At 71.6% G+C, this 22,902-nt stretch carries 16 protein-coding genes and 3 pseudogenes; 12 read left to right on the top strand and 7 right to left on the bottom strand.

What is annotated here, in order from left to right:
- The first annotated feature begins 13 nt into the window (after positions 1 to 13).
- Positions 14 to 1,027, top strand: a complete 1,014-nt coding sequence (locus tag ACFYOP_RS22190; RefSeq protein WP_356893284.1) for an SDR family oxidoreductase — start codon at positions 14 to 16, stop codon at positions 1,025 to 1,027.
- On the opposite strand, the gene ACFYOP_RS22185 is transcribed toward ACFYOP_RS22190, so the two are convergent.
- From ACFYOP_RS22185 to ACFYOP_RS22170, 4 genes are all read right to left on the bottom strand, one after another.
- Positions 981 to 4,181, bottom strand: coding sequence for an FAD-linked oxidase C-terminal domain-containing protein (locus ACFYOP_RS22185; protein ID WP_356893286.1), 3,201 nt, complete (start codon positions 4,179 to 4,181; stop codon positions 981 to 983). The two genes, ACFYOP_RS22190 and ACFYOP_RS22185, sit on opposite strands and share 47 nt — an antisense overlap.
- A 27-nt stretch (positions 4,182 to 4,208) precedes the next feature.
- Positions 4,209 to 5,360, bottom strand: a complete 1,152-nt coding sequence (locus ACFYOP_RS22180) for an enolase C-terminal domain-like protein (RefSeq protein ID WP_356893288.1) — start codon at positions 5,358 to 5,360, stop codon at positions 4,209 to 4,211.
- Complete coding sequence (locus ACFYOP_RS22175; protein ID WP_356893290.1) at positions 5,350 to 5,472, bottom strand: hypothetical protein; 123 nt, start codon at positions 5,470 to 5,472, stop codon at positions 5,350 to 5,352. The genes ACFYOP_RS22180 and ACFYOP_RS22175 overlap by 11 nt, the downstream gene beginning before the upstream one ends.
- Before the next feature lie 113 nt (positions 5,473 to 5,585).
- Positions 5,586 to 6,143 (bottom strand): hemerythrin domain-containing protein, encoded by a 558-nt coding sequence (locus tag ACFYOP_RS22170; protein WP_356893292.1) that lies wholly within the window; start codon positions 6,141 to 6,143, stop codon positions 5,586 to 5,588.
- Positions 6,144 to 6,716: 573 nt separating this feature from the next.
- Between ACFYOP_RS22170 and ACFYOP_RS22165 the strand changes: the two are divergent.
- The 5 genes and pseudogenes from ACFYOP_RS22165 to ACFYOP_RS22145 form a co-directional block, all read left to right on the top strand.
- Positions 6,717 to 7,502 (top strand): annotated as a pseudogene (locus ACFYOP_RS22165) (Tat pathway signal sequence domain protein); the annotation flags it as partial.
- On the top strand, positions 7,482 to 7,895 hold the full coding sequence (locus ACFYOP_RS22160) for a carbohydrate-binding protein (RefSeq protein ID WP_356893364.1): 414 nt from the start codon (positions 7,482 to 7,484) through the stop codon (positions 7,893 to 7,895). The pseudogene ACFYOP_RS22165 and the gene ACFYOP_RS22160, both read left to right, overlap by 21 nt.
- 41 nt (positions 7,896 to 7,936) lie before the next feature.
- Positions 7,937 to 8,221, top strand: a pseudogene (locus tag ACFYOP_RS22155) (carbohydrate-binding protein); the annotation flags it as partial.
- Between the two features lie 15 nt (positions 8,222 to 8,236).
- Positions 8,237 to 9,490, top strand: coding sequence for a cellulase family glycosylhydrolase (locus ACFYOP_RS22150; protein WP_388452584.1), 1,254 nt, complete (start codon positions 8,237 to 8,239; stop codon positions 9,488 to 9,490).
- 658 nt (positions 9,491 to 10,148) lie between these two features.
- Entirely contained in the window at positions 10,149 to 11,687 is a 1,539-nt protein-coding gene (locus ACFYOP_RS22145; protein WP_356893296.1) for a carboxylesterase/lipase family protein, read from the top strand.
- Positions 11,688 to 11,818: 131 nt separating this feature from the next.
- On the opposite strand, the pseudogene ACFYOP_RS22140 reads toward ACFYOP_RS22145, so the two are convergent.
- Positions 11,819 to 12,448 (bottom strand): annotated as a pseudogene (locus ACFYOP_RS22140) (family 43 glycosylhydrolase); the annotation flags it as partial.
- Positions 12,449 to 12,623: 175 nt separating this feature from the next.
- Between ACFYOP_RS22140 and ACFYOP_RS22135 the strand changes: the two are divergent.
- From ACFYOP_RS22135 to ACFYOP_RS22115, 5 genes are all read left to right on the top strand, one after another.
- Positions 12,624 to 12,998, top strand: coding sequence for a hypothetical protein (locus ACFYOP_RS22135; protein ID WP_356893298.1), 375 nt, complete (start codon positions 12,624 to 12,626; stop codon positions 12,996 to 12,998).
- A gap of 305 nt (positions 12,999 to 13,303) precedes the next feature.
- On the top strand, positions 13,304 to 14,482 hold the full coding sequence (locus ACFYOP_RS22130) for an FAD-dependent monooxygenase (protein WP_356893300.1): 1,179 nt from the start codon (positions 13,304 to 13,306) through the stop codon (positions 14,480 to 14,482).
- Positions 14,482 to 16,020 (top strand): hypothetical protein, encoded by a 1,539-nt coding sequence (locus ACFYOP_RS22125; RefSeq protein ID WP_356893302.1) that lies wholly within the window; start codon positions 14,482 to 14,484, stop codon positions 16,018 to 16,020. The genes ACFYOP_RS22130 and ACFYOP_RS22125 overlap by 1 nt, the downstream gene beginning before the upstream one ends.
- A 308-nt stretch (positions 16,021 to 16,328) precedes the next feature.
- Positions 16,329 to 18,227 (top strand): ABC transporter ATP-binding protein, encoded by a 1,899-nt coding sequence (locus ACFYOP_RS22120; protein WP_356893304.1) that lies wholly within the window; start codon positions 16,329 to 16,331, stop codon positions 18,225 to 18,227.
- 177 nt (positions 18,228 to 18,404) lie between these two features.
- Complete coding sequence (locus ACFYOP_RS22115; protein ID WP_356893306.1) at positions 18,405 to 18,824, top strand: PRC-barrel domain-containing protein; 420 nt, start codon at positions 18,405 to 18,407, stop codon at positions 18,822 to 18,824.
- Between the two features lie 12 nt (positions 18,825 to 18,836).
- Here ACFYOP_RS22115 and ACFYOP_RS22110 read toward each other — a convergent pair whose 3' ends face one another.
- A complete protein-coding gene (locus tag ACFYOP_RS22110; protein WP_356893308.1) occupies positions 18,837 to 19,058 on the bottom strand; it encodes a hypothetical protein in 222 nt (73 codons plus the stop codon).
- A 433-nt stretch (positions 19,059 to 19,491) separates the two neighbouring features.
- Between ACFYOP_RS22110 and ACFYOP_RS22105 the strand changes: the two genes are divergently transcribed.
- A complete protein-coding gene (locus ACFYOP_RS22105) occupies positions 19,492 to 22,089 on the top strand; it encodes a glycoside hydrolase family 9 protein (protein WP_388452581.1) in 2,598 nt (865 codons plus the stop codon).
- Positions 22,090 to 22,341: 252 nt separating this feature from the next.
- On the opposite strand, the gene ACFYOP_RS22100 is transcribed toward ACFYOP_RS22105, so the two are convergent.
- Positions 22,342 to 22,815: a hypothetical protein gene (locus tag ACFYOP_RS22100; protein WP_356893310.1), complete on the bottom strand. Its 474-nt coding sequence runs from the start codon at positions 22,813 to 22,815 to the stop codon at positions 22,342 to 22,344.
- Between the last annotated feature and the right edge of the window lie 87 nt (positions 22,816 to 22,902).

Here is a 22,902-nt window from a genome sequence, read left to right as displayed (position 1 = left end):
GAAAGGTGCTTCCATGACTCAGACCGTGGTCATCACCGGGGCGAGTGCCGGCATCGGCCGCGCCACCGTCCGGGAGTTCGCCCGCCGCGGTGCGCGGATCGGACTGCTGGCCCGCGGCAGGACCGGTTTGGAGGCGGCGGCGCGTGAAGTCGAACAGGCCGGTGGCAGCGCGCTGGTGCTGCCGACGGACGTCGCCGACCACGGCCAGGTCCGGGCCGCCGCCGACGCCGTGGCAGAGGCGTTCGGACCGATCGACGTATGGGTCAACGCCGCCTTCACCTCTGTCTTCGCACCCTTCACGAAGATCGGCGCGGACGAGTTCAAGCGGGTCACGGAGGTCACCTATCTCGGGTACGTCCACGGCACGAAGGTGGCGCTGGACCACATGCTCCCGCTGCAGCACGGCACGATCGTGCAGGTCGGTTCCGCCCTCGGAGACCGCTCGGTGCCACTCCAGTCCGCCTACTGCGGCGCCAAGCACGCCATCAACGGCTTCACTTCCTCCGTACGCACCGAGCTGATGCACGACAAGAGCAACGTCCACATCACCGTCGTGCAGATGCCCGGCGTCAACACGCCGCAGTTCCAATGGGTGTTGTCGCGCCTGTCGCGGCACCCGAGGCCCGTGGCGCCCGTCTACCAGCCCGAGGTCGGGGCCCGCGCCGTCGTGTACGCCGCCGACCATCCGCGGCGCAAGCAGTACTACGCCGGGGGTTCGACGGTCGCCACCATCCTGGCGGACAAGTTCGCGCCCGGTCTGCTCGACCGGTATCTCGCCCGTACCGCCTACGGCTCCCAGCAGACCGACGACGAGGTACGCGAGGACCGGCCGGACAATCTGTGGGAGCCGCTCGACGGCGGCGAGGACGGCCGGGACTTCGGCGCGCACGGCATCTTCGACGCGCAGGCGCACGACCGCGCACCCCAACTCCTCGCATCCCGGCATCCCGGGATCGCGGCGGGTGTGGCGGCCGGAGTGCTCACCGGCGCGTGGTACGGCCTCCGCCGCTGCCGCCGGCGGTCCTGAGACCGGCCGCCCGCAGCACCCGGGCGCCCAGGGCCACGACAGCGGCTGCCGTCGCCCCGGCGGCCGACACCCGCAGCACCCGGTGCCGCAGCGGAGGCGACGGGCGGGAGCGGGCGCCATCCCGCTCCCGCGCGGCCGTGCCCGAGCCGTGTGTGCGGGCCAGTTTCATGAGCTCGGCCGTGTGAAGGGCACGTCGTCCGGTGCCGGCGTCCTTGATCTGGGTCTTGCAGGAGAAGCCGTCCGCGACGACGAACGTGTCCCTGTCGGCGTCACGGACTGCGGGGAGGAGCGCCTGCTCCCCGCACTCCATGGAGATGCCGTACTTGCCCGACTCGAATCCCCAGGAGCCGGCCAGACCGCAACAGCCGCCCTCCAGATTCTCGACCTCGGTCCCCATCCGTTCCAGCAGCTGCTGTGCCGGCTTCATGCCGCCGGTGGCCCGGTGGTGGCAGTGCCCCCACAGCAGGGCCTTCCCGCCGAGCTGCGGAGGCTCGATGTCGAAGGCGCGGAAGAATTCGGCGAAGTGGTAGGCGTTGCGGGTGAGCCGGGCCGCGTCGTCGTCGTGGGGGATGAGCTTGCCCAGTTCGTCCTTGAAGACGGCGAGGCAGCTCGGTTCCATGCCCACCACCGGTGTTCCGGCGCGGATGTGCGGCCGGAGGGTGTCGAGCACGCGGTGCAGGTAGCGTTCGGCCGCGTCGAGGAAACCGTAGTCGTACAGCGGACGGCCGCAGCAGAGATGGCTCGTCGGCATGACGACCTGCCAGCCGGCCGCCTCGATCGCCTCGACGCAGGCGACGCCCACGTCGGTGTGGAAGTAGTTGTTGAAGGTGTCCGGGAAGAGGACGACGGGCCGGCCGGCCGGGTTCGTCGTGCCGCCGCGCCGGGCGAACCACTGCTGGAGCGTCATCGGTGCGAACGTGGGCAGCGGGCGCCGCCGGTCGATGCCCGCCACCGCCTTCGTGAGCCGCGCCGGCCCGGGGGCGTGGGCGGCGAAGTTGGCCAACTCCGGGAACCGGGAGGCCAGACGGGCGGCCTTGTCGATGAAGCCGAATACATAGGCGTAGCGGGGGCGCCAGCGGCGTGCGGACTTGAAGTGGTGGTGCAGGAACTCCGCCTTGTACGTCGGCATGTCGACGTTGACCGGGCAGTCGTTGGTGCATCCCTTGCAGGCGAGGCAGAGATCGAGGGCGTCGGCCACCTCCCTGGACTGCCACCCGTCGGTGACGACGTCCCCCTCCAGCATCTCGAACAGCAGGCGGGCCCGGCCCCGGGTGGAGTGCTTCTCCTCCCGGGTGACCTGGTAGCTGGGGCACATCGTGGTCTCGGCCCCGGGCACCCGGCACTTGCCGACGCCGACACACCGGAGCGCCGCATGGGCGAAGTCCCCGCCGTCCTCCTCGTACGCGAACTTGGTCTTCGGCCGGGGCGGGTTGTAGTCCGTGCCGAGCCTGAGGTTCTCGTCCAGGCGGTACGCGTCGACGACCTTGCCCGGGTTCATCTTGTGCCCGGGGTCCCAGATGGCCTTGAACTCCCGCATCGCATGGACCAGTTCCGGTCCGTACTGCTTCTCCAGGAGCTCGGCGCGCTGCTGGCCGTCGCCGTGCTCACCGGACAGCGAGCCGCCGTAGCCCGTCACCAGGTCCGCGGCCTCCTCCATGAAGGCGCGGTAGGTGGCCAGGCCGTCGGCGTGGCGCAGGTCGAAGCTGATCCGGGAGTGGATGCAGCCCTGGCCGAAGTGGCCGTACATCGCCGCCGTGAGGCCGTGCTTGTCCAGGAGCCCGCGCAATCCGCGTACGTACTCGCCGATCCTCGCCGGCGGGACCGCCGAGTCCTCCCATCCCGGCCAGTGGTCCTTGCCGCCCGGCGGGAAGGCGGTCGAGCCCAGGCCGCTTTCCCGGATGGCCCACAGCCGCTCGCTGATCCCGCCCTCCGCCACGCTCTTGGCGATGAGGACCCGGTCGCGCGCGTATCCCCTCTCCTTGGTCAGCCACGCCACGAACGCGTCGGCGCGCCGGGCGCACTCGTCTGCCGTGTCCGCGCCGAACTGCACCAGCAGCCAGGCTCCGCCGTCCGGGCGGGGCAGCTGCCGGATCTCCTCGACGTTCAGGTGCTCGAGCTGCTGGTTCTTGATGATCACATCGTCGAGGGCCTCCAGGCCGATGGGCCTCCAGCGCTCGATGATCTCCAGGCAGTGCTCGGCGGCGTCGGCGAGTTCGTCGTACTCGACCACGACCAGCGTGCGCTTGAGCATGGCCGGCGTGAGCATCAGCACGGACCGCAGGGCGGTGGCGCAGGTGCTTTCGCTGCCCACGAGGGCGCGCGCCACGTTGAAGCCCCGTTCCGGCAGCAGCTCGTCCAGGTTGTAGCCGGAGACCCGCCGGGGGACCTCGTCCACCGGGCGGAAGCCGGCGCGAATGGCGTCGGCGTACCGGTCGCGCAGGTCCTTCAGGGCGGCGTAGATCTCCCCCTTCGGGCCGCCCTCGGCGATGATCCTCTCGAGGTCCTTCTCCTCGTCGACCCCGACCCAGAAGCGCTCCCCGCCGTAGGTGACGACTTCCAGGGCGTGGACGTTGTCGGAGGTGCGCGGCCCCGGCCCGTAGAGCTGGGACTGCACCGAGTGGACACCGCAGGAGTTGTTGCCGATGTTGCCGCCGATGACGCAGCGGGAGTGGGAGGACGGGTCCGGGCCGAAGACGAGATTGTGGACGCCGGTCCGGCGGTTCAGCTCCTCGTTGATCACCCCGGGCTCGCACGTCACCAGACGCCGGGCGACGTCGATGTCCTCGATGCGGGTGAGGTACTTGGAGTGGTCGATGATCACGGCCTCGTTGACCGTCTCGCCGGAAAGACTGGTGCCGCCGCCGCGGTTGAGGACCGGCGCGCCGAACCGGTGGCACACCCGGTGCACGGCGACCACGTCGTCCAGGGTGCGGGGCACGACGACGCCGATGGGCACCTGGCGGTAGTTGGAGGCGTCGTTGGCGTACAGCGCCTTGGACGCCGTGTCGAAGCGCACCTCACCGTCGACGGCCTTGCGCAGCGCCCGCTCGAGCCTGCCCACCTCGATGGTGTCGCGGCCCCGCGGCGGCCCGGAGACCTCCGGACGGGTCTTCGCCGGTACCTCGCGCCTCGCACGTCGCGATGGCTTCGTCATCGTCCTGCACTCTCCCTCGTACGCCGGTCACGCCTGCGCGGGGCCGTAGACCCGGTACGGCTCCGCATCGGCCCATTTGATCTCCAGCCCGAGGCCCGGGCGCCCGGTGTCGGGCCACAGGGCGGCGCCGTCGGGCGGCAGCGTCCCCTCGAACAGCAACTCCTCGACACGGACGTGGTCGTGGAAGTACTCCAGATGCCGCAGTCTCTCCACGGCGCAGAAGGCGTGTGCGGACACGGCGGGTGCGCAATGGGCGGAGAGGTCGACGTGATGGGCCGCCGCGAGCCCCGCGACCTGCAGAAGCCCCGTGATGCCGCCGCAGCGGGTCACATCGGCCTGCAGACAGTCCACCGCGGACGCGGTCAGCAGATTGGTGAAGTCGCGCAGCACATAGCCGTACTCCCCGGCGGCCACCTCGAGCCGCCCGGGGGCGCGGTCACGCAGCATCCGCAGGCCCTCGAAATCAGCCGAACTCACCGGCTCCTCGAACCAGTGGACGTCCCACTCCGCGGCGTACCGCTGCGCCCAGTGCAGCGCCTCCTTGCGGCCGAACGCGCCGTTCGCGTCGGCGAACAGCTCGGCATCGTCACCGATCGCGCCGCGTACGGCGGCCAGCCGGGCCGGGTCCTGTTCCGGCCTCCGCCCGGTCTTCATCTTCACCCGCGGGATGCCCCGGTCCACCCAGCCGGCGAGCTGCTCCGTCAGCCGGCCGACCGGGTAGTTGGTGAACCCGCCGCTGCCGTAGACCGGCACATGGTCGTGGAAGGCCGGCAGCAGCCGCGTCAGCGGGAGGCCGAGGAGGCGCGCCTTGAGATCCCACAGGGCCACGTCGGCCGCCGACACGGCCATGGCCCCCGCACCGGGCCGGCCGGCGTTGCGGAGCCGCGCACCCATCCGGTGCCAGAGCGCGGAGGGTGACGACGCGTCGGCGTGCAACAGGAGCGGCACGAGCCGGGAGGTCAGGAGGTGGGCGACGGACACATCGCCGTACGTGTAGCCGATGCCCGTGCGGTCGCCCGACCGCACCCGTACCAGAACGACAGTGGTCGAACCCCACTCCAGCGTTCCGTCCTGTTCCCGTCCGCCGGGGCCGTCGGTGGGAATGTCGAACGCGTGCACGTCGACGGCGTCGATCGTCCACTCGGGTGCGCGGCGGCTCGCCGTCGGACTACGTGTCATGGCTGCGGCCGGGCTTCGCCGGGGCGTGCACGACCGCCGTGGCGGCCTTCCTGCCGGACGTCGCCTCGCGGCGGCCCCGGCGCCGCAGTACGAAGTCGGCGACCAAAGCCATCGGATCTCCCTTGAACGTGCCCGTCCCGTCCCATTGGGGTGACCGTGAACGCAAAGGTGCAAACCCTGTGCGGAGGCGGGCCACCCTCGTGGCGCTCAGACCGCAGGAGTCGTTCAGCGGCCGCGGCCGCTGAGCATGTCGCGGGCGCGGTCGACCAGGCCGGCGCCGGGTCCGAGCAGCTTGTTGGCCGGAGGCTTGTCCGGTGCGGCCGGGTGCGGCCGGGTGGGCGCCTTCTCCTTCGCCGCCCGGACCTTGTCCCCGAGCTCCTGCAACTGCTCAGCCGAGCAGGCGGCCCGCAGCAAGGGGAACAGCCGGCCTTCCTCGTCCTGGACGTGCTCGGTGACCGACTGCACCAGCCGCGTCATCGTCTGCTCGAACTCCGTCTGCCCCGGCTCGGCGCCCTCCAGGTCCTTGAGCATCCGCTCGACATCCGCGTGGTCCGCGAGTTCCTTGTCCGCGAGCCCGGCGCCGCCCTCGACGTGCTTGCGCACCGCCGGGTACAGGTACTCCTCCTCGGCGACCGAGTGCCGTACCAGTTCGATCGTCATCCGGTCGGCCAGCTCGCGGCGCCGCCCGCCGTCCATGGCCGTGTCCTGGATCTGCTCGAACAGCGCTTCCACCTCGCGGTGATCCTCGGTGAGCTCCTCGATCACATTCCCGCCGTGCGCCATGTCCTTGCCCTCTCCTCGTCCGGAGTGCGGCCGCTCGCCGGCCGCGATGCACCCGGCATGTGTATCCCGGCAGCGGGCATACCTAACCGGGCTTTCCGGCCGGGCGACCGGGAGGAGTGTGCGCCGGATCGCGGGGAGCCGCTCGCCGGGAGTGCGGCGACTGCGGTCGTACCCACCGTTCGCCGCTCGAGCGTGGGTAGAGGGGCCGGCGCGACCCCGAGCCGGGACCGGCGCGCTCACATGCGGGCTTGGCCCCGGTGTGCACGGAGCGGTCGCTGAGCTCGCCCACCAGGCCCACAGCGCTTCGGCGCCGCGGCCCGGCGAGTCCAGCAGAGGCGGCCTCTTGACCGCGCTTCGTCAGAGCCCTACGCTCCCCGCACATCGTCAGGAAACCTTCCTAACAATCACTCCGCAAGTCTGTCGCCCGTCCCCCTGCCGCCGGAACGTCCCCGACTCCGCATCCGGCCACGGTGTGTCCCGATCAGGCACCCACCCCCAGCCCACACAGCGAGGAGATCTCCGTTGTTACCCACCCCACCCCACGGCCGCTACGCCGGGACCTCCCGCCGGGGCATTCTCGGTGCGGCGGCCGGCGCCCTGGCCGCAGCCGCGCTGCCGGCCACCCTGCGGCTGCCGTCCGCGACCGCGGCCGCCCAACCGCTCGCCGGCTCCTGGGCGTTGCGCTGGGCGCCCGCTCCGGCGTCCGTCGGTCTCGGCGCCTTCGAGACCATCGAGGACGACCGGGCCGACTCCCACACGGCCGGCCAGCCGCACATCTACCCCGTCAACGACACCTTCCGGTTCAACATGCACATGGCCGACCGGGACACCTCCACGGACCGGCAGCGCCAGGAAGTGACCGGCATGCGCACGTCCAGGAGCTCGTATCTGAGCTGGCTGCCGGGCGAGACATGGCGCACGACGTACCAGATGTACCTACCGAGCTCGCTGAAGGCGACCACGTCCTTCACGCACATCATGCAGACCAAGCGGCCCGGCCCCGGCACCTCACCCATCACCGTGATGTCCCTGCGCCGGGTCAACGGCGTGCAGACGATCGAACTGAAGCTGTTCGAGTCGAACATCCTCGTCGGCCGCACCGACCTCGCCCCGCTGCGCAACTCCTGGGTCGACGTCGACTTCCAGATCAAGATCGGCGACGGCGTCGCGGGCAGCGTGCGCTGGATTCTCCGCAAGGACGGCGTCCTGCTCGTCGACGGGACGAAGACGGGTGTCGACACCTCCCTCGGCGACCGGGTGCGGCCCAAGTGGGGCATCTACCGCTCGCTCGGCGACACCTCCGGTTCGCTGCAGGACTGCCACCTGCTGCTGCGGAACATGCGCGGCTACCAACTGGTCGACGGCCCCGCCGCCACCGACCACCAGGCCGAGAACGCCTTCGTCTCGCAGGGCGTCGTCGAATCCAACCACGCCGGATACTCCGGAACCGGCTTCGTGAACTACGACAACGTCACCGGCTCTTTCGTCGAGTGGTCCGTCCCGGCGAGCACAGCGGGCCAGGCGACCCTGGCCCTGCGCTACGCCAACGGCACGGCCCTGAACCGCCCGATGAACATCGCCGTCAACGGCACGGTCGTCTCCGCCGGGCACGCCTTCAACCCCACCGGCGGCTGGGCCTCCTGGGCGACCACCACGCTCACCGTGCCGCTGTCGGCCGGCACCAACACGATCCGGGCCACGGCCACCACCGCCAACGGCGGACCCAACGTCGACAAGATCACGCTCAGTTGAATTCCCGTTGACCTCCAGTTGATCCCCACCGCGAGGACATCATGCGCAGACACCTCTCCACGCTTCTCACCGGCGCACTGCTTGCCGGTCTGAGCCTCGGCCTCATCCCCGCCTCGGCGTCCGCCACCGCCACCACGTCCGCCACCGCCACCATGTCCGCGACTGCCACCATGTCCGCCCCCGCCCCCGCCGTCGAGGCCGCCGCCCATCAGGAGTGGCGGCCGAACACGTATTACGCGGCGGGCACGCGAGTGTCCTACGCCGGCAAGGACTACGAGTGCCGGCAGAGCCACACGTCCCTGACGGGCTGGGAGCCTCCCAACACCCCCGCGCTGTGGACAGTGCTCGGGGACGGCAGCGGCGGCGGCAGTGACACGACGGCACCGACCGCTCCGGCCGGCCTGCGCGCCACCGGTACCAGTTCCTCCACTGTGTCGCTGGCCTGGAACCCGTCCACCGACAATGTGGGTGTGACCGGCTACGTGGTGTTCCGCAATGGTGTCCAGGTCGCCACGCCGACCGGGACGACGTACACGGTCGGCAGCTTGGCGGCGAGTACGTCGTACACGTTCACCGTTCGCGCCGAGGACGCGGCGGGCAACGAGTCGGCCGCGTCGGACTCGCTCACCGCCACCACCCGGAGCAGCGGCGGCGGCACACCCGCCTCGATCAACGGCCGGCTGAAGGTGTGCGGCGTGCAGCTGTGCAACCAGTACGGCAAGCCGATCCAGCTGCGCGGCATGAGCAGCCACGGCCTGCAGTGGTACAGCCAGTGCCTGACCAGCGGTTCCCTGGACGCGCTCGCCGGCGACTGGAACGCCGACGTCCTGCGCATCTCCCTCTATGTCCAGGAGGGCGGCTACGAGACCGACCCCAGGGCGTTCACCGACCGGGTCCACCAGCTCATCGAGATGGCGACCGCCCGCGGCATGTACGCCCTCGTCGACTGGCACCAGCTCACGCCCGGCGACCCCAACCACAACCTCTCCCGTGCCAAGACCTTCTTCACCGAGATCGCCCAGCGCCACCGCGGCAAGACCAACCTGCTGTACGACATCGCAAACGAGCCCAACGGCGTCAGCTGGTCGCGGATCAAGTCCTACGCCGAGCAGCTCATCCCCGTCATCCGCGCCCAGGACCCCGCCACGCCGATTCTCATCGGCACCCACGGCTGGGGCTCCCTCGGCATCTCGGACGGCCGCGACGAGACCGACATCGTCAACAACCCGGTCCAGGCCACCAACATCATGTACACGTTCCACTTCTACGCGGCCTCGCACGGCCAGGAGTACCTCGACGCGCTGCACCGGGCGTCGGACCGCCTCCCGGTCTTCGTCACCGAGTTCGGCACCCAGGAAGCCACCGGTGACGGCCCGAACAACTTCACCCGCACTCAGCAGTACCTCGATCTGATGGCCGCCAAGAAGATCAGCTGGGTCAACTGGAACTTCTCCGACGACGAGCGCTCCGGCGCCGTGTTCAAGGCGGGCACCTGCGACAATAACGGCCCCTGGACCGGCACCACGTCACTGAAGCCGGCCGGCGTCTGGATCCGCGACCGGATCAGGACCCCGGACTCCTTCCCCACGAGCTGAGCACCGCACCCGACCGAATGACCGCACCCCCACCACCGGGACCGGAGGCCGACAACAGCCTCCGGCCCCGGCGGCGTGCGTGGGCCACCGGCGCTGAGCACTCCGGCGGACCTCCGTCTCCACCGGGCAGCGGAGACGGTCCGTGCCTGCGAACGATGCCTGCGGGCACCGGCGTTGACGGCACCGTCAAGGTCCACACCCGGCGCCCACTGGCCGCCCTGCGAGCCCACCCGGCCCGGGCCGCCTACGCGAGCGCAGCCACTGGAGAAGAGACGTGCTTGAGCCTGCCGGTACCCGACGGTCCGTCACAACTGCCGGCGAGCCTGAGCGTGTACGGCGCGGACGGCAGGGTCATCGTCGAACAGAAACTGTCCGGGAACTGAGACCCCTCCGGTACAGAGCGCCTGACCTGCACCGACGCGCCAGAAGCGACGACCGCCCATCGAGCGCCCCCGGTACAACAGCGACCCGGTTCCACGACCGAGACCGGTGATTTGCACGATGCCGGGGCGTGCGGACTCCCGAGAGACTGCCCGGGCAGTTTCCGTCCCCTTCCCTACGGAGGTGCTCGATGTCCGCCCTGCTCTCCAAGTGCTTGGCGAGAAGTCGCCGGCGATTATCAGGTACGCGAAGGACCGGGGCGCTGTACGGCGCCCTCGTGCTGTCGATCGTCGCAACGGCCCTCGTGCCCGCCGGCGTCGCCACGGCTTCCGGTCCTTCGGGCGCCTCGGCGGCCGAAGGACCGACCGTCACCACCCGGCAGGGGGAGGTGCGAGGCAAGGCAGGGCAGACGGCGAACTCCTACCTCGGCATCCCGTACGCCGCGCCGCCGGTCGGGTCGCTGCGGTGGAGGCCGCCGTCCGCGCCCGAGCGCCGGCACGGCGTTCGGGACGCCACCACGCCGGGCAACCCCTGTATGCAGGCCGTCCGGTCCAGCCCGTGGGGGAACCTCGCGGGCCCGGGCACGCCCAGCGAGGACTGCCTGTACCTGAACGTCCACACGCCCGCGCAACGGTCCCTCAAGAAGCGGCCGGTGATGGTGTGGATCCACGGCGGTGGCTTCACCGTCGGCTCCGGGACGTTCTACGACGGCAGCAACCTGGCGGCCAAGGGCGACGTCGTCAACGTCACCTTCAACTACCGTCTCGGCGCGTTCGGTTATCTGGCCCACCCCGGCCTGGCCGAGGAGTCGGCGCAGGGGTTGTCCGGCAACTACGGTCTGCTCGACCAGCAGGCCGCCCTGCGCTGGGTGCGGGACAACATCACGGCGTTCGGCGGCGACCCCGACAACGTCACGGTCTTCGGTGAATCGGCGGGCGGCGGCAGTGTCTGCCAGAACCTGATCTCGCCCCGCGCGATCGGCCTGTTCGACCGGGCCGTCGCCCAGTCCGGCTGCGGCTTCCCGCTGCCGACCCAGGAGTCACAGCAGGACAGGGGCGCGACCTGGGGGACCTCGCTCGGGTGCACGGACGTGGCCTGCCTGCGTAACCGCCCCGCCGACCAGGTGCTCAGCGCCTCGCTGGGCCCCACCGCCCGCTGGACCCCCAACGTCGACGGCAAGGTCCTGCCGCTCCAGGTGCCGGACGCGCTGGAACGCGGCCGGTTCCACCGGGTCCCCGTCCTCCAGGGCACCACCGCCGACGAGGGCCGGCTCACCGTGGCGACCACCTACGACCTGGCCGGCAGGCAGCTCACCGCGGCGGGCTACCCGGTCGCGGTCCGGGAGCTCTACGGTGATCGGGCCGACGAGATCCTGGCCCGCTACCCGCTGTCGGACCACGGCACGCCCGCGGAGGCCCTGGGCGCCGTCTTCACGGACTCCCAGTTCGCCTGCCTCCAGTCGCGGACGGCGAGCCTCATGGCCGCGCACACCCGGTCCTACCAGTACGAGTTCGCCGACCGTCACGCCATGGACTATCTGAACCTGCCGATCGGTTTCCCGATCGGCGCCCCGCACGGTTCGGAGATCAGGTACGTCTTCGGCAGCGTCTCGGGCACCCCCGCACAGAACGCCCTGGCGGACAGGATGCTCGGCTACTGGACCAACTTCGCGAAGACCGGCGTTCCGTACGCGGCCGACGCTCCGCGATGGAACCTCTTCCCGAACGTCCAGACCCTGGCTCCCGAGGCGATCACCGGGGGGACGGCCTTCCCCCAGGACCACAAGTGCGACCTGTGGGACCGGCCCGCCTCCTGACGGCGCTCGTTGCCTGATGGCACGACGGCCCTCATGGCACAACGGCCCGGCGCCCGTGACCCGGCTTGCCGCACGGCAATCGGCGCCACGGGCGCCGGGACCGTCACTCCCACCTCAGTCCCGCGTCTCCACTACTCGAAGAACTTCAGGCTCCAGCCCGTGTCGGTGTTCGGACCGGGGACGTCGGCGCGGCTGTAGGCGGTGTCGCCCCACCAGGCGAATGTGCCGGTGCACCAGCACCGGTTCTCCCACGCGTACGGCGTCCCCTTCGCGACCGCGTGGAACATCAAGGGAAACCTCGGGCCGGCGGGCGGGCTCGTGCCGATGTCACCGTCGAGCAGGACGACATCGGTGTCGCCGGTCCAGCCCGACCAGACGAACCAGCGCTGCCCGCCGAAGGTGAACAGGGTCCCGTCGATGGCCCACTTGTCGTCGGGCAGAGCGAGCTTCGTCTCGGCCGTGTATCCACGGTCGGGACTGGCGGAGCTGATCGCGTACATACGGTGGGCCGTGCCACGGCCGGCCGCGAAGCAGATGTAGTAGCGGCCGCCGTCGCGCACGATCTCCGGGGCCCAGACCTCTCCGAGATTTCGGGAGTCCGACCACACCTGCCGGGCGGGGCCGAGGCCAGGCCCGTCGTCGACGAAGCCTGCCGCACGGCGATGCCGCCGCCGGTCGACTGCACGGAGATGTACGTGCCGCCGGCCCTCAGGACGCTCGGGGTCCGCGGCGCGCAGACCGGTCTGACCCGCCTGGGCGGTTCGGCGGACGTCAGGGACAACAGGTCACCGTGCCGCCCTACACCAACGACTGGTGGGCGTACCTGCCGCTGTACGACGGCTACGTCACCAACGTCTACATGAGCTCGCCGGACAACAAGCTGCCCGGCGTGCCCGTCTGCTGAACCAACACGTGACGACACGAAAGGCAGCCACTGTGCGTAAGCACGTTCTGAGCGCTCTGGCCGGAGTCGCCGCCCTCGCAGGGGTGATGATCACCGCCCCGCCCGCCGTCGCCGAGCCCAACCCGCCCGGCTGCCCGAAGGGATACTTCTGCGCCTACTCCGAGCCGAACCAGGGCAGAACACTGCTGATGAAGACGGCCGGTGACTGGTCCGGCGAAATCCATCACGTCGGCTCCGTGTTCAACAACGGCTACGTCTACCCCGGCGCCGATCACATCGACCTGAACTACGGCTACACGACCTCGGTCCGCCACATCTGCCTGCACTACAACCCCGGTCCGGGACAGTACAAAGCCAACATCATCTACGCCACGATCGGGACGGTGCAGTGGCGGGGCGAATGCTGAGCGGTCCCGAGAGCCTCTGAGCCGCCTGCCGTACAGCGATGAGCCGGCCCGGCAACCGGTGGACCCGAGGTGAGGTGTGACGGCGCGGGAGCCGCGAGCTCGCGCACCGTCACCGCCGGCTCGCCGGACCCCATGAGGGCGCCGTCCGGCGTGCCGCCCGGGGAGCCGGTCCCGTTCCCCCGGCACATCGACCGGCGTCTGTCGACATGTTGCTATGATGCGCCGCTCAGCCGTATCCGCGTCGCGTCCCATGCCGCTCGGGCAACAGACCGGGGGCGGCGCCCCCGAAACCGGAACGAGGACCCATGCCGCAGCGCGCCGCGACCATCGTCGGCGGCGGGATCGGCGGCCTCGCGGCGGCCGTCGCCCTGCACCGCCGGGGCTGGCACGTCGAGGTGCTGGAACGGGCCCCCGAGTTCACCGAGATCGGCGCCGGCATCTCCCTGTGGCCGAACGCACTGCACGCCCTCGAGGCGCTCGGCCTGGCCGACGCCGTCCGGACGCTCGGCGCCGTCGAGGCCACCGGCGGCGTGCGCGACCGCCGGGGCCGCTGGCTGTCCCGCACGGACAACGCCGAACTGGAGCGCCGTTTCGGCCATCCCCTGGTGGTCCTGCACCGTGCGGACCTGCTTCGGGTGCTCACCGAGGCACTGCCCGGCAGCCTGCTGCCGGGCAGTGAGGTGTCCGGGGTCCGCGACGGCGGACACCGCCCGGCCGTCGACCACCGTGGGGGCGAGTCCCGGCCCGACCTCGTGGTCGGCGCCGACGGGCTGCGCAGCACCGTCCGCCGCGCCCTGTGGCCGGACGCGGCCGGCCCCCGGTACGCCGGCTACACCGCTTGGCGCATGGTCACCGAGCCCCTCGCCGAACCGCTCCCCGAGGGCGCGGTGACCTGGGGCCGCGGCGAGAGGTTCGGCTGCACGGCGCTGCCCGGCCGGCGGATGTACTGCTTCGCGACCGCGTCGCTCCCCGCGGGAGCGGCCACGGGCCCGTCCGAGTACGCCGAACTGCTGCGCCGGTTCGGGACCTGGCCGGATCCCGTCCCCGCCCTGCTGGCCGCCGTCCCGGCGGACGCGGTGCTCCGGCACGACCTGTACGACCTGCCGCCGCTGCCCTCCCATGTCCACGGCCGGGTCGCGCTGCTGGGCGACGCGGCCCATGCCATGACCCCCAACCTGGGCCAGGGCGCATGCCAGGCCCTCGAGGACGCGGTCACCCTCGCCCACTGCCTCGACGGGACCCCGGACGTGGCCGCCGCGCTCCGCTCGTACGACCTGCTGCGCCGCCCGAGGACCCAGGCCGTCACGCGCCGCTCCGCCCGGCTCGGCGCTGTCGGCCAGCTGTCGTGGCCGCCCGCGGTGCTGCTGCGCGACACCGTCGCCCGGCTGACGCCGACGCGGGCGACGGTGCGTGCCATGACGCCGGTGCTCGGCTGGACCGCGCCCGGCGGCCGGGCCACCACGACCGAGAGAGAGGGCGACTGATGCCGGACTGGACGTATCACCCGCTGCGCGGCCCGGCCGCTGCCGTCCTCGGCCGGCGCCGTTCGCAGCGAACCGCACTGCGGCTGCTGGCCTCGATCGGCTCCCGTCCCGCCGGCGCGCGGCTGATCGCCCGGGGGTTCGGCCACCGCCATCCGCCACAGCGGCTCGCCGGCGAGATCGCCGGCGTGCCCGTGACCGTTCGCCTCGGCATATCCGTCCCGCCCTCGCTCGCCCGCGAAGCGGTACGCGCCATGCCCCCGCTCGGCGCCGGTGTCGTCGAGGTGGCGCCCGTCTCGGCGGCGGACGCGGAGGCCGTACGCGAGGCCGCCGCCGGCCGCTCGATCCCGCTGGTCGTCCGCGCCTGCGACCCGGAGGCCGAGGCAGCGCTCAAGCCCCATGTCGACGGGTTCACCCACGACGACGACCCGCACACCATCCACGTGTCCGACCCGTCGGTCACCGCCGCGGCCGCCGCGCTCGAGGATCCGGGCGCCGTCGTCCTCGCCCGGCCCGGAGTGCTCGTCGCGGCCGGACCGGGCTGGTTCCAGAGGGTCACCGAGGCAGCCACGCCCACCGGGCCCGCTCCGGCGCTGCGGGACGTCGGCCGCGATCCCCGCCGCTGGCCCGCCTGGTGGTGGGCGCTGCTCGTCGGGCTCGGCATGACGGGCGCCGGACTCGGCGCCGCGGCGATCACGCTCGGACCCGTGCTGCTCTGGTACGACCGCGACTACCTCGGCATGACGCTGCACGAACTGCGTGCCGCCAACCACCACCTCGTGCCCTTCCTCCAGCACGACCGGATCACCATGGCCGGCACGATGGTGGCGATCGGCGCCCTCTACACCGGCCTCGCCGTGGGCGGGATCAGACGCGGCTGGCCCTGGGCCCGCGAGGTGTATCTGCTCTCCGGGGCGATCGGCTTCCCCACTCTGTTCTACTTCCTGGCCACCGGCTTCGTGGAACCCCTGCACACGGCCACCGCCCTCGTGCTGTTCCCGATGTTCGTGGCCGGAGTCCGCCGGGCCCCGCACACACCGCGGTGGCGTCTGGCGCCCGAGGGCCCGGAGCCGGAGCGCCGGCGGGCGCTGGCCGGCCAGCTGATGCTGATCGTCACGGGAGCGGGGCTGTTCGTCGGCGGAGCGGTGATCTCGGTGGTCGGCCTGACCGGTGTCTTCGTCCCGACCGACCTGGTCTTCCTGGGCGCCGACGCACAGACGCTGGAAGCCGTGAACCCCCGGCTCGTGCCGTTCGTCGCCCACGACCGGGCCGGGTTCGGCGGCGCGCTGATGGCCGCGGCGGTGGCCATCGTCCTGCTCAGCGCGTGGGGCTGGCGGCGAGGTGAGGCCTGGGTGTTCTGGACCCTGGCCGCGGCGGCGGCCGCCGGCTTCCTGCCGGTCGTCGCGGTGCACGGCGCGATCCACTACACCGACTTCCTCCACCTCGCGCCGGTCTGCCTCGGCATCGCCATGACCACCACCGGCCTGCTGCTCGCGCGTCCGTACCTCGCCGCCAAGACACCGACGAACCCGAAGGACTGACCGGGCCGCCCCGGCCCGAGCGCTCCACCACCGCAGGCCCGACTGCACAGCGGGCCCGTCGCCCACTCCAGGCCTGTCCAAGAGCTTCAGTCACCCCAGCGGCAAGGCAGTTTCTGTGCACACCAGCGGCCCGCGCGCCGGCTCGCGGTCTCGGCCGACGGGCGCGCAGCGGTCAGCCACGCCGCATCCCGCCTGCCGGCCGGCCTCGCCGTCGCCACGGACCCGACCGACTCCTCGGGCCCGGTGGGCCGGGGACGGCCAGGGGCCGCCTTGACCTCAAGGACGGTCGAGGTTCTACGTTCTCTCCCATGAGCATGGAAACCACAGCGTGGACACAGTTGCACAGCGTCATGAACGCACAGGAAGAGCGCCGCCCCTTCGCGAGGGAGACCCTGCGCCGCATCGGCGCCTTCGCCCGGCCGCACCGCCGCCGCCTGGCCCTGTTCGTCCTGCTCGGCACCGCGACGGCGCTGCTCGCCGTCGCCACGCCGGTCCTGGCCGGGCGCGTCGTGGACACGATCGTGTCGGACGGGGAGGAGAGCACGGTCGTACGGCTGGCGCTGCTCATCGCGCTGATCGCGGTGGTGGAGGCGGCACTCGGCATCCTCGGCCGAAGACTGTCGGCGAGGCTGGGTGAGGAACTCATCCTCGACCTGCGGACAGCGGTCTTCGACCATGTACAGCGGATGCCGGTCGCGTTCTTCACCCGTACCCGTACGGGAGCGCTCGTCTCCCGTCTCAACAACGATGTCATCGGCGCCCAGCGGGCCTTCGGCAACACCCTGTCCACCGTGGTGAGCAATCTGGTCACGCTGGTGCTCACGCTCGCGGTGATGCTCACCCTGTCCTGGCGGATCACCCTCCTGGCACTGGTCCTGCTGCCGGTGTTCGTGATTCCCGCCCGGCGCATGGGCAGCCGCATGGCGCGCATGCAGCGTGAGGCCGCCACGCTCAACGCGGCCATGGGCACCCGTATGACCGAGCGGTTCTCCGCCCCCGGCGCCACGCTGGTCAAGCTCTTCGGCCGTCCCGAGGAGGAGTCGGAGCAGTTCGCGGAGCGGGCCCGCCGGGTACGGGACATCGGGGTCCGCACCGCCACGGCCCAGACGGTGTTCATCACCGCCCTGACCCTGGTCTCCGCACTCGCCCTGGCACTCGTCTACGGCCTCGGCGGCTGGTACTCGCTGCGCGGCGCCCTCGAGCCGGGCGCGGTCGTGTCCCTGGCGCTGCTGCTGACCCGCCTGTACGCGCCGCTCACCTCACTGGCCGGGGCACGGGTGGAAGTGATGAGCGCGCTGGTCAGCTTCGAGCGGGTCTTCGAGATCCTGGACCTGAAGCCCCTTATCGAGGAGAAGCCGGACGCGCGCACGGTTCCCGGCGGCCCGGTGTCCGTCGAGTTCGACGACGTCCGCTTCGGCTACCCGTCGGCCGACAAGGTCTCCCTGGCCTCGCTGGAGGAGGTGGCCTCCCTCGACAGCAGGGGCGGCGACGAGGTGCTGCACGGCATCTCCTTCCGCGCGGAACCCGGGCAGACCGTCGCTCTCGTCGGGTCCTCGGGCGCCGGCAAGTCGACCGTCGCACAGCTGCTGCCGCGTCTCTACGACGTCGACGCGGGCGCCGTGCGGCTGGGCGGCGTCGACGTCCGGGACCTGAGCGCGGCCTCGTTGCGCGACACCCTCGGCATGGTCACCCAGGACGGCCACCTCTTCCACGACAGCGTCCGCGCCAACCTGCTCCTGGCCCGCCCGGACGCGGACGAATCCGACCTGTGGGACGCCCTGCGCCGCGCCCGCCTGGAGGACCTCGTACGGTCCCTGCCCGACGGCCTGGACACGGTGGTCGGAGAACGCGGCTACCGGCTCTCCGGCGGCGAACGCCAGCGCATGACCATCGCCCGGCTGCTGCTGGCCCGGCAGCGCGTCGTCATCCTGGACGAGGCGACCGCCCACCTCGACAACACCTCCGAGGCCGCCGTCCAGGAGGCGCTCGCGGAGGCACTGGAGGGCAGGACGGCGGTGGTCATCGCGCACCGGCTGTCCACCGTCCGGGCCGCGGACCTCATCCTGGTCGTCGAGTCCGGCCGGATCGTGGAACGCGGCACCCACGAGGAACTCCTGACCGCCGACGGCCGCTACGCCGAGCTGTACCGCACCCAGTTCGAACGCCAGCCGGCGCACGGCGTGGCGGAGTCGCCCGTCGTGGCATAGAGGGCCGCGGCTGTGCCCGCGTACACCGCCCCTCCGCCTGTCGGACGCGCATGTGAGCGGGCCGCGGCGGCGGGTGATCGCGTACCCGACGGCCCTCGGACCGATGCATGATCCGCACCCGGAGTGGCACCCGGTCACGGAGAGACGACAGCCCACCACGAGGGGAAGCGGTTCGCGATGACGACAGGCCCGATCCCGACGCTCAAGAAGATCTCCGAGTCCGACCAGACCGTCGCGGCACCCGAACAGGACGTCCGCGGCCGAAAGGTGGTCAACAGGACCGGGGACGAACTCGGCAAGATCGGCGACCTCCTGATCGACGAGGAGGAGCGCAAGGTCCGCTTCCTGCTGGTGGAACACGGAGGGTTCCTCGGCATGGGGGAGAAGAAGACGTTCATCCCCGTCGACGCCGTCACCCACGTCGCCGACGAGTACGTCCGGATCGACTCGTCCCAGGAGCAGGTCGCCAAGGCTCCCGAGTACGATCCCGAACTCGCGGACCAGTCGGACTACTACGACAGCGTCTACACCCACTACGGCCTCCCGCCGTTCTGGGGCCCCGGCTACATGTACCCGCCGTTCCCGTACCTCCGCTGACGGGCGCGGCCCTCACCGGCCGGGACGCGGCGGTGCTCCCGCGAGCCGGCCGAGCGCCGGGCCGCGGGAGCCCCGGCAAGATCCGAACGAGAGGATCTTGTTGTCCTCGGGGTGCAGCCAGTCGTCACCGGCCGCGGCGGCGGTCTGCGCGTCCCCCACCGCCGAGGCGCCGCTGCTCGCGTCCCCCACCGCCGGAGCGGCCTGGGCCACCGCGCCGCCCGCGAGGCCGCTCACCGATATGAGTCCCGCCGTCGTGACCGCGGCCGGCAGTCTTCGCAGGCGGCGGCTGTCTCTTCGTAACTGCCTCACTGTGTGCCGACCTTTCCGTCTGGAGCGGGGAGAACGGAGGTGCACGTGCACGGGAGGCGGGAGCGCTCCCGGAGTCAGACTATGGGAGCGCTCCCACGCATCACTTCGGCCAGGACTGTAGGGCGCGCCCCGCCGCTTGGCAAGACGCGTGACAGAAACGGCCATCCTTGTCCGGCATCTTGACGTCGCACCTTTCGCCCCTGACATTGGGAGCGCTCCCACAGCCACGCGTGCGCTTCCGTCTCTCAGACCCCCGCGCACCTTCCCTACTTCCAAGAGGACCTTTGGCGTGTCGCATCATCAGCTCCTCCTTCCCCCTACGGCCCGTACGCCCCGCCGCCCAGGCCGGCGCAGACGCCTGGCACTGAGCGTCGCCGCCCTCGCCGGCCTGCTCGCCGGGGCCGTGGCCGTGGCACCCGCCACCGCTGCCGCCGCCGAGCCGGCCGAGGAGGCGCCCGAACTCATCGTCAACGGCGACTTCGCCGGCGGCGCCGCCCCCTGGTGGTGGACCGACAACAGCCCCGGCGCCGTCGTGGACGGGCGTCTGTGCGCCGAGGTCCCCGCCGGCACAGCCAACCCGTGGGACGCCATCGTCGGACAGAACGGCCTCGCTCTGGCAGCCGGCGAGGGATACACGCTGAGCTACTCGGCGACGTCGACCGTGCCGGTCACCATCCGTACCAACGTGCAACTGGCCGTCGACCCCTGGACCCAGGAGCTCGCCGCGACACAGCAGGTCGGGGAGAGCGCCGAACGCGTCAGTCACACCTTCACGGCGTCCGCCGACCACGATGCCGCCCAACTCGTCTTCCAGGTCGGCGGCAGCGAGCAGGCGTTCACCTTCTGCATCGACGACGTCTCCCTGCGCGGCGGCACCGCACCGCCCCCGTACGAGCCGGACACCGGCTCGCCCGTCCGCGTCAACCAGGTCGGCTACCTCACGAACGGCCCGAAGAGCGGCACCTTCGTCACCGAGGCCACCGAGCCGCTGACGTGGACGGTCAACGACGCCGACGGGACACGGCGGGCCAGTGGCACCACCACCCCGGCCGGTGTGGACCCCACCTCGCGGCAGAACGTCCACACCTTCGACTTCAGCGCGGTGACCACCGCCGGTGACGGCTACACCGTCACGGTCGGGGAGAACCAGAGCGAGCCGTTCGCGATCGGCGACGACCTCTACGACTCGCTGCGCACCGACGCGCTCGCGTACTTCTACCACAACCGCAGCGGCATCGAGATCGACGCCGACATCGTCGGCGAGGAGTACGCCCGCCCGGCCGGACACGTGGGCGTGAGCCCCAACCAGGGCGACAACGACGTGCCCTGCCGGCCAGGGGTGTGCGACTACCGCCTGGACGCGGCGGGCGGCTGGTACGACGCCGGTGACCACGGCAAGTACGTCGTCAACGGCGGCATTTCCGTGGCCCAGCTGATGGCCGCCTTCGAGCGGACGCTGACGGAGGAGCACGCCGACGCCGCCCCGCTCGGCGACGGCAAGCTGCGGCTCCCCGAGCACGGCAACGCCACTCCCGACATCCTCGACGAGGTCCGCTGGGAGATGGACTTCCTGATGCGGATGATGGTGCCGACGGGCGAGCCGCTGGCCGGCATGGCGCACCACAAGCTCCACGACAAGGCATGGACCGGCCTGCCGACCCTCCCCGACCAGGACCCGCAGCCCCGCGAACTGCACCCGCCGACCACCGCGGCGACCCTCAACGTGGCAGCCACCGCCGCGCAGTGCGCCCGTCTCTTCGCGCCGTACGACGCCGGCTTCGCGGCCAAGTGCCGTACGGCCGCGGTCACCGCGTGGAACGCGGCCAAGGCCCACCCGGACATCCTGGCCGACCCGAACGACGGGACGGGCGGCGGCGCGTACCCCGACGACGACGTGCGCGACGAGTTCTACTGGGCGGCCGCCGAACTGTTCCTCACCACCGGACAGGACGCCTACCGCCAGGAGGTGCTGCGCTCACCGCTGCACGGCGACACCGACCTGGTCTTCCCGCGCGGCGGCATGTCGTGGGGCTCGGTGGCGGGCCTCGGCGCGCTGAACCTGGCGACCGTGCCCAGCAAGCTGACGGCCGATCAGCTTCGGTCGGTGCGGTCCATGGTGACGCAGGCGGCCGACGGATACGCGGCCGACTCCGCCCGGACCGCGTACGGCCTGCCCTACGCGCCCACCGACGGCCACTACGTGTGGGGCTCGAACAGCCAGGTCGCCAACAACATGGTGGTCCTCGGCACGGCCCACGACCTGACCGGCAAGGCCGTGTACCGCGACGGCGTGCTGCGCGGCCTCGACTACCTGCTCGGCCGCAACCCGCTCAACCAGTCGTACGTCACCGGCTACGGCGAGCGGGACTCGCGCAACCAGCACCACCGCTTCTGGGCGAACCAGCTCGACCCGTCCCTGCCGAACCCGGCGCCGGGCTCCCTGGCCGGCGGCCCCAACGACGCCATCCAGGACCCGGTCGCGCAGAGCAAGCTGAAGGGCTGCGCGCCCGCGATGTGCTACATCGACGACATCGAGTCGTGGGCGACGAACGAGATCACCGTCAACTGGAACGCCCCGCTCGCCTGGGTGGCCTCCTACGTGGACGACCTCGGCGGCGGCGCCCGCAAGCAGGTCTGTGAGGTCACCTACACATCGACCCGGTGGGGCGGCGGCTTCACCACCCAGGTCGTGGTGAAGAACACCGGCGGCGAGACGGTCAGCCCCTGGCAGCTGTCGTGGACGTACGCCGACACGCAGCGCCTGTCCCACCCGTGGGGCGCCACCGTTTCCCAGACCGGCCCGAACGTCGTGGCCAAGTCGCTGAGCTGGAATTCCACACTGGCTCCTGGGGGAACCGCGCGGTTCGGCTTCAACGGCACATCGAGCGGACAGGTCCACGACCCGCGGGTCTTCAGGCTCAACGGCACGCCCTGCGGGGTGACGCCGGCCGGGTAGAAGGCCGCGATCACGACCGCGCGCCGCCCACGGGAGCAGGTCCCGTGGGCGACGCGCCGTCCGGAGCGGCCGCCCTGCGCCGTTCTCCGGCGCACGACGACGGGGGAGCCCTCGGCCACGGTCCGCGGCTTCGGCGACGTGCGTGGCCCGGGTCCGTCTTTCGTCCTGCCCATGCGGACCAGGGCCGCTATGCCGGCGGTGCGCTCCTCGGGCCGTGCCACCCGCACCGAGTCCAGCGATCCGTCCACGGCGTCACCGGGTACGGCAAGCCGGAGCATCAGTTCCTCCGCGGCCGACCGGCCGACCGGCCGACGTCCGGCAGCGCGGCGAAGGCGGCCTTTGCGCGCCGCCGAGCGAGGGTTCCACCGGGGCAGGAGTCTTCGCGACCGGCTCCGCCCGGCGGGCGCCCGTCTCCATCAGCATCCGCCGGGGGCCGGCAGAACCGGGTGAGTCGCCGACCAGTCCCGTCAGCAACTCCAGCGAGGACGGCCGCCGTTGCGGATCCTTCGCCACCGCGGCGGCGACAAGCGGGCGGAGCCTGGCCGGCAGCAGGGACAGGTCGGGCTCCACGAACGCCGTGCGGTGCGCGACTTCGCCGATGTTCGCCCCGCGGAACGGCTCCACTCCGCTCGCGGCGAAGATGATCAGCGCGCCCCATGCGAAGACGTCCGCGGCCTGCGTGGCCCGGCTCCCGGACAGCACCTCGGGCGCCATGTGCGACGTCACCACGGCCGGATACGGCGGCCAACGCAACGGTCATCGGCCGGTACCCCGTCGCGGTCCTCCCCGGCTGCGCCGACTACGCTTCCGACG

Origin of the sequence: Streptomyces sp. NPDC006294, assembly GCF_042870895.1 — a bacterium.
GTDB lineage: Bacteria > Actinomycetota > Actinomycetes > Streptomycetales > Streptomycetaceae > Streptomyces.
This window is presented reverse-complemented; position numbering and strand designations above follow the sequence as displayed.

Excerpts from the sequence above, each read along its gene's own strand:
- ACFYOP_RS22190 (WP_356893284.1), top strand. The coding sequence starts at position 14 with ATGACTCAGACCGTGGTCATCACCGGGGCGAGTGCCGGCATCGGCCGC.
- ACFYOP_RS22185 (WP_356893286.1), bottom strand. The coding sequence starts at position 4,181 with ATGACGAAGCCATCGCGACGTGCGAGGCGCGAGGTACCGGCGAAGACC.
- ACFYOP_RS22180 (WP_356893288.1), bottom strand. The coding sequence starts at position 5,360 with ATGACACGTAGTCCGACGGCGAGCCGCCGCGCACCCGAGTGGACGATC.
- ACFYOP_RS22175 (WP_356893290.1), bottom strand. The coding sequence starts at position 5,472 with ATGGCTTTGGTCGCCGACTTCGTACTGCGGCGCCGGGGCCGCCGCGAG.
- ACFYOP_RS22170 (WP_356893292.1), bottom strand. The coding sequence starts at position 6,143 with ATGGCGCACGGCGGGAATGTGATCGAGGAGCTCACCGAGGATCACCGC.
- ACFYOP_RS22160 (WP_356893364.1), top strand. The coding sequence starts at position 7,482 with ATGCGCGGCTACCAACTGGTCGACGGCCCCGCCGCCACCGACCACCAG.
- ACFYOP_RS22130 (WP_356893300.1), top strand. The coding sequence starts at position 13,304 with ATGCCGCAGCGCGCCGCGACCATCGTCGGCGGCGGGATCGGCGGCCTC.
- ACFYOP_RS22125 (WP_356893302.1), top strand. The coding sequence starts at position 14,482 with ATGCCGGACTGGACGTATCACCCGCTGCGCGGCCCGGCCGCTGCCGTC.
- ACFYOP_RS22120 (WP_356893304.1), top strand. The coding sequence starts at position 16,329 with ATGAGCATGGAAACCACAGCGTGGACACAGTTGCACAGCGTCATGAAC.
- ACFYOP_RS22115 (WP_356893306.1), top strand. The coding sequence starts at position 18,405 with ATGACGACAGGCCCGATCCCGACGCTCAAGAAGATCTCCGAGTCCGAC.